The sequence below is a fragment of the Marinospirillum sp. genome (genome assembly GCF_014859565.1).
This window is the reverse complement of sequence record NZ_JACUUA010000186.1, coordinates 1-6,254: the sequence shown is the minus strand read 5'-3', so window position 1 is coordinate 6,254 and position 6,254 is coordinate 1. Positions and strand designations below refer to the sequence as shown.

Sequence of the window (6,254 nt, the reverse complement as noted above, 5' to 3'; positions counted from 1 at the left end):
CGGTGATCGCTGAAGGGTTGAGGGATGAAACCCATATCGGCCATCTCAGGCAGCAGCCAGATATCCAGGTGTTCACCAACCCTGATTCGCCGGTGGTACATCCGAGTCAACTAGGCCCATGGATTCACAAGATGATGGATGGGTGTCGGTATGGACAGTCCGACCGGTTTCCCACCGGAAGACCTTTAAGAAAAAACGCAGTGGCTCTCGGTACGCTGGTTGCATCACTCCCACAGATGACCAAAGACGTGTCAAAAGACATGGTTATGGACTTCAGGCAGCGGAGTCAAAACTGGTTTAACCAATGGCTCGAGGAGCGCAGCATGCTACTTCATGCCAGTATCCTGCATCTAGATGAGGAGCATCCTCACGTCCATGGTTGGTTTACCCCAAGCCTGGAGCTGATTGAGCGCGGGGAATGGCCATTGGGCAAGATCACTTTTCCACATCGCTCTGTATTGCGATCGATGCAGACCGATTTTTTTGAGGCTGTTGGCCGACATTTTTATCAGGATCGTGTGAAGCCTGAGTCGAGTCGTCGTAAACGACTTGACCGCAGAACAGCAATTCAACTGAGGGACATGCCAGAGGCTTTAACCCGGCACCCTATCTTTGACATGGGCTTTTATCAGTGTGCGCTGGCGCTGGCGAGTCTGGCCGATCAGAGGGGGCAGCAGGAGCAGCAAATTGCCATGGATCTGCTAAAGGAGCTTTTGGATATGGAGGCCGGCATTACTAACAGGGAAATCCTGGATCAAATCATGGCTGAGCAGCGAAAGCTCTACGCAGAGCAGCGCCGAGATAAAGGGATTTCCTCTGAATCCCGGCAGAAATGATCCGATCAATCTTCAAGCAGGTGCTCGATGTCAGGAAGCGCCACAACCATTGTTTCTGGATCGCAATCACCTGCAGTCGTGGATTTTTTGGCAGCCGCTGAGTTGATCGCTTCCAAGTGGCTTGCCGCAAAGACGATGGCTTCATCCTCCGTACAGAAGTCGCCGATCCGGATGCGCTCTGCGCACACCCGGGCAAGCGACAAAAAAGATGGCATATCCATTATTTAGACACCTCGCTTGGTTGATCCGCGATTTTCAATTGCCTGCAAGCATAGTCAAGATCCTGCGCAATGGCTCCAAAGTCACCGCACTCAGGAATTCGGGCTGCCATTACGTTTTTCATGGCCAGTGCACGGGCATCCAAGAGGCAGCGAACAACATCCTCATTGGCGAGACTTTCCAGAATTTCTATGGCCGCATTAAGCGCCACATTGGCTTGGGCTTCTGGCTGGCGCTGCAATATCCTCAGCTGATCGACAATGGCTTTTGTATCCAAGGAGTGATCAACCGCATCCTTATCCTTCTTTTTTCGACTCTCAAGCAGCGCAAGCACAGAGACTGCTGGACTGGAAGGTGTGTCCTTTTTTTCTTTTTCTGCAGAAGCTTGCCTATCCGCAACCCTTCGCAGCCACTGATCCATAGGGATGAACCGAGGCCCGGCAAGCGCACTGGTCTGTCCGTTCTTCTTCTCAGGTGTCTCCATAACCACCCCCTTCCAGCTTGCGAGCAAGATCACCGCAGCGCTGAAGCTGGAAGGGGTCAATCTCGGAAAATCCGTAATGGCGATCCCCTGTTACTAGGGCATGCCAAATCGCATATTCGTTGCCTTGAATCCAGGAGGCGCTATAGTGGTCTTCGCTGATGTCGCTCATCAGCTTGATCAGTTCAGCAAGATACTCAGAATTTTTCTGGTGTATGGGCTCTGCATGTTTGTTCATTTTTTTGGTATCCAGCAAAAATCAATCCCTTGCTCAAGAATGGTGCCGCCAATATCCATCCACACCCACTTAACGTCTATCTTGGTTATGTCGCGTGTGCAGCGACAACCAAGCCGATGAAAATACTCCTTGCCGCCGCACTGGTTGCAAACCGTTAACGGTGCCAGAAATCCGGCGTCACGTTCCCGGGCTTTTTTGAGCTCGCCCTCTGTAGCTGAAGGTAAATCTCCAAAGAGGCCATGGAGATCAATTTCAATCGGTATATTCTTTTCCATTGGTTAAGTCCAATCGTGCGAGTCTACAAAATCGCCACAAAAATGATCACGGGTGGTGAGCGCATGGCCAGCCCCAATCTGCATACTGAGCGATTGGATGCCTAGCATGGCCGTTCTTTCTGCTCCAGATACCGGGGCAGACTTAATACACTCGCCCACAGTGGAATTGTAGTAGCGCCACCAGTCGCACCCCGCGCAGCATGGGCCATGCTGTTGATAGAAGGCATCCACAGCCTCTTGGGTGCTTTGTGGGCGCATCAGTTGCCTGCCAGTAATTGCAGCATGGCTGATGCAGTTTGGAAGTGATCGTACTGCAAAGCTGCTGCCCTGGGAGGCAAAAGAAAGTCTGTGTGCTTTCCGTTCTGAGAGATAGCCTCATAATCCAGATCACCCATGCCGCGAAGGGCGAAGTCCATTTCCGCCAATCTGAATCCATCGGTTGTCTTGCATAAAGCACTCAGACGATCCAGGGCATCCGGCTTAAGTCGTTTTTTGTCGGCCACCAGCATGCACCATGCGTCACCACCGTTTCGTGCACCACGACCCCTGAGCTGGTGCATGGTAACCAGCCCAAGTCGCTCTGGGTTCATGATGATGACCAATCGCAACCGAGGGATGTTTAAACCCACCTCGGCAGCTGTGGTGGCACACAAAATATCGGCCTGACCGCTTTTCATGGCATCCAGAGATTGCTGTTTATCCTCTGCTTTCATGCTGCCATGCAGCTGAACAACACGGTCTTCCCCGTACCGACGAACAAACGCAGGATATCCCTCGCTGATTGAAAAAAGCTTAGGTAACTCCTTCACTTCTGCTTCAGCTATGCCTATTTGCTGGTTATTCTCTTGGTCAGATGGGTCTTCCTTCTCTTTAGATTCCTCTTTGCTGGCAAACACAATCAGCGCCTGATCACCTGCAGCCAAGGTGGCAGCAAGGCGTGCGCTCACCTCAGCCATTGCCCCTTGCTCTCCTTGATCATGGAGTGTTGTGTGGAAAGTTTTCGCCACGCAAGGCTTGTTCAGGCGCGACATATCGGTCAGCCCATAATGGACTTGAGCCAAGGTTCGCGGCAGGCAGGTTGCCGTAGCCTCAAGAAGATGGCCGCCAATTCTCAGCAACTGCTGGCGCTGGCGCACGGAAAAGCGTTGCTGCTCATCAACAACAACCAGATCGGGTCGCCACGCCAGATGCTCAAGACGTGCATTCAGTGCAGTCGTTCCAATCAATATCCGTTTGCCTTGTACCTGTTGATCCATCTTTTTTTTACTGGTAGCGCCGGTCACCAGCACCGCATCCTGCTGTGTATCTGGCCACCAAGCGGATAGCTCAGCATGCACCTGCTCGGCCATTGGAGCTGAGGGCAGAAGGATAATTGATCTGCGCCCTGCATCGGCGACCAGTCGAGCCACCAATCCGAATACCAGCGTTTTTCCTGTGCCTACATCCCCTGAAAGGAGTCGGTGCATAGCATGATCTGACGATAAGTCCTTAAGTGCATCTTTTACCGCTTGCAACTGGTCATCTGTTGGGGAGAGTTGTTTTGGCAGCTGATTTATTCTGCGATACAGCATTTGATCGCCAATCACGATCTGAACGGGCTTGTCCGTTAATGGCTTGCTGCGAACAGCCTGAATCAGATAAGCCAGCGCAATCAAATCTCGCAAACCATGAGAGGCTATTTCCGCCTGACTCATGCAGGCAGGGAAATGAACAGCTCGAATCATTCTCATTAAAGTTGTTTTTTCAGCGTTCGGTATAGATCTGGACTGACCCCAAGCTTTAAGCACCTGATCTTGTGTGTATGGTGCCATCTCATCCATTAGGCGGCTGGCTGCAGCGCCTAAGCGCATGCCATCCGAATCCTTTAGATTTTCTATTACGAGATTGCGCGTTACGCTAGGCTGAAGGCCGCGACTTCCAGGATAGATCCCAATAACGGGGTAGGGGAAGTCTTGGATGGTCGGCAGCTGCTCTTGAAAAATTAGTAGCGGTGTTTCACCGGCTCCGATGTTAAAGCCTAGGCTTTTTACTAGAAGCCTAACCTCCTGCCCGCTTTGCTCGGCAACCAGTTTGGCTGGAGGGTAGGAAAAAAACATCAAGCGCAAACGCTGGGGCTGCTGATGAATTTGGCTGTAAGGCAGTGATACCTCTAGCACAAATCCTTTCTTGCTTTTGGGTTTGAACGGCTTTTCTGTGATTACCGTGCACTGAACCGCAAATGAAGTGTTCGGCTGAATGTCGCTGACATGGCTCACTGTATTCAATTCGGTGTAACGTGCTGGTGCCAGGAAAGGAACCTGCATGGAGCTGGTTACGCCTAACTTTTCCAGACGCTGATCTTTTTGAGCGATTTTTGCAGTAATTGCCATACGGAATAGCCTAAGCTTTAATTTGCTTTAGGTTAACCTATTTACTTATGAGCTGCAAAATATCAATGGATGCCAAGCTCCATTTGGTTTTCAGGTGCCAAAAAACCAATCCACTGAGGCCGGTAATCAATTGGTTCTTTTGGTTCAATCGGTGCTTGCATTAATTGGCTTTCAGGTTTGCAGTGCTCAGCCAGCGGATCGTAAAGACTAGCCGTCTCCTGTGCAATCTCATTGTCAGCGGCGTTAGTGCCAAACTTTCTGCGCTCAAAATGGCGTTCAAGCCACTCAATTTCTTCATCGGATGGCAAGCGATGTGCCGCCTCATCCAGTAGCGCGGGCATGTATTTCTGTAGGACGGATTCTGCGATCTTCTTGTTTTCGGCAGCGATTCGATAAAGATCAATGGCAGCCGCTGCCGCAGCACCGGGTGCGCCGAGGTTGCGAGTGTATTGCGGCTCCAGGTATCCAGAATCCAGTCCCAAAAGAGCTTCTGCCTCTCTGCGTGCATTCTTTGCATTAATGCCATCAAAGGGAAGTCCGGAAATTGCAAAGCATGCCTGAAGTAGTTCTACGTGATACTCAAACATGATGCCGCGATAATAGCAGCAGCCTGAGCGATGGTAGGCGCGAGTATTCAGATCGTTACGTGCATGACGAATGATGGCCGACAATAAAAGCACTGTGGGTAGCACCTCATCCTTGAAAGGGAACTCCGATTCAAGGTCGCTTAGCGCATCAACTTCCAAAAATTCAACCAGACCATTAACGGTTGTGATTCCCATGTCTTTGATCCCTCAATACCAATGCTGTCGTTGCGTGAGGTCGGATAAACCCACCAATCGTTTTAATTCGAGCTGGCGCCGCACAACGGTCAATCGCACATAGGTTGGCAGCATGATCATAAAAGTCAGGATAAAAAAATTGAAACTCAGTAATTGAGGGCTAAATGTTTTTGATCCCCAGCCATTCCAAATCACCAAAACAAACAGCACTGGAATTAAAACAAAAAGGATGAGCATCAATTGCTGCCCGAGATGAATTCGAGTAAGAGTTGCGAGTCTGCGCTCATCAGGTAGGTGCCAGGCACCCATTTGACTTTCTGTTGGCGGCCTGGGGCGTAAAGGGTCTGCTACTGGCATCCCCTCTTTACTGCTGTCCTGAGTGCCTGCTTCAGAATCCTCGCGAACGGGAGCCTGATGTATTTTTTTTGACAGTCGCCACCAAGTTAACGGATTGAGCGCCCGTAGCAGCAGGAGTAGCTTCAACGGCATTTCAAGCACAATTGAGGTTGATTTTCTCAATCCGTAGGGAATCAGTTTTTCAAGCATGATTCTGCAAGCCCTCATCGCACAGCGATCTTCTTTGGGGTGGGCGTGACGTGCTCACCCTGATGGCTTCGAATCTTTATTGAAAATCATGGTCTTAACAATAGCCAATACAGGTTATCCTGTTAAGAATACATCCTGTTAAGTGTTTTTTTTGTTGTGGTATAGCAAAAAAACACTCTACCCATCTCGCCTTTATTTTTGTTTTTTTTTGTAACCTGTCGCAATTACAAAATTAAACAAATAGGACAAAATCAAGGCGAGTGATCTACTCGTTTTTTTTGAAAAAAAACACCGCCAAGCCTTGTTCTGTATGGTCTGGAGTTGTGTTGAGAATATCTCTCATCTTGACAGTTAATTCCGCCACCAGAATTTCATATTCCATTTAAAGTCAACATCTTGCAGCTCTAAGGCATTGCTTAAGATGCATAATAAATACATTGCTAATAGTGGAGAGGGGTGATTTTCAGCGACGCAGGGGGGTGATTTTCAGCGACAAAGGGGGTGATTT

At 49.7% G+C, this 6,254-nt stretch carries 8 protein-coding genes; 1 reads left to right on the top strand and 7 read right to left on the bottom strand.

From position 1 onward, the window contains the following. On the top strand, positions 1-836 hold an 836-nt coding region (locus IBX50_RS15925), incomplete at its 5' end, for a plasmid recombination protein (RefSeq protein ID WP_292257282.1). 5 nt (positions 837-841) lie between these two features. Here IBX50_RS15925 and IBX50_RS15920 read toward each other — a convergent pair. From IBX50_RS15920 to IBX50_RS15890, 7 genes are all read right to left on the bottom strand, one after another. Next, positions 842-1,057, bottom strand: a complete 216-nt coding sequence (locus IBX50_RS15920; protein WP_292257281.1) for a hypothetical protein — start codon at positions 1,055-1,057, stop codon at positions 842-844. Next, entirely contained in the window at positions 1,057-1,599 is a 543-nt protein-coding gene (locus IBX50_RS15915; RefSeq protein WP_292257280.1) for a hypothetical protein, read from the bottom strand. The genes IBX50_RS15920 and IBX50_RS15915 overlap by 1 nt, the downstream gene beginning before the upstream one ends. Continuing rightward, positions 1,526-1,774: a hypothetical protein gene (locus tag IBX50_RS15910; RefSeq protein WP_292257279.1), complete on the bottom strand. Its 249-nt coding sequence runs from the start codon at positions 1,772-1,774 to the stop codon at positions 1,526-1,528. Before IBX50_RS15910 ends, IBX50_RS15915 begins: the two co-directional genes overlap by 74 nt. Continuing rightward, a complete protein-coding gene (locus IBX50_RS15905; protein WP_292257278.1) occupies positions 1,771-2,049 on the bottom strand; it encodes a hypothetical protein in 279 nt (92 codons plus the stop codon). The genes IBX50_RS15910 and IBX50_RS15905 overlap by 4 nt, the downstream gene beginning before the upstream one ends. A gap of 257 nt (positions 2,050-2,306) precedes the next feature. Continuing rightward, positions 2,307-4,418, bottom strand: a complete 2,112-nt coding sequence (locus tag IBX50_RS15900; protein ID WP_292257277.1) for a helicase-related protein — start codon at positions 4,416-4,418, stop codon at positions 2,307-2,309. Between the two features lie 62 nt (positions 4,419-4,480). Continuing rightward, positions 4,481-5,200 carry a hypothetical protein gene (locus IBX50_RS15895; RefSeq protein WP_292257276.1) on the bottom strand — a complete coding sequence of 240 codons (720 nt, stop codon included), beginning with the start codon at positions 5,198-5,200 and terminating at the stop codon, positions 4,481-4,483. A gap of 12 nt (positions 5,201-5,212) precedes the next feature. Next, on the bottom strand, positions 5,213-5,746 hold the full coding sequence (locus tag IBX50_RS15890; protein WP_292257275.1) for a hypothetical protein: 534 nt from the start codon (positions 5,744-5,746) through the stop codon (positions 5,213-5,215). Positions 5,747-6,254 lie beyond the last annotated feature (508 nt).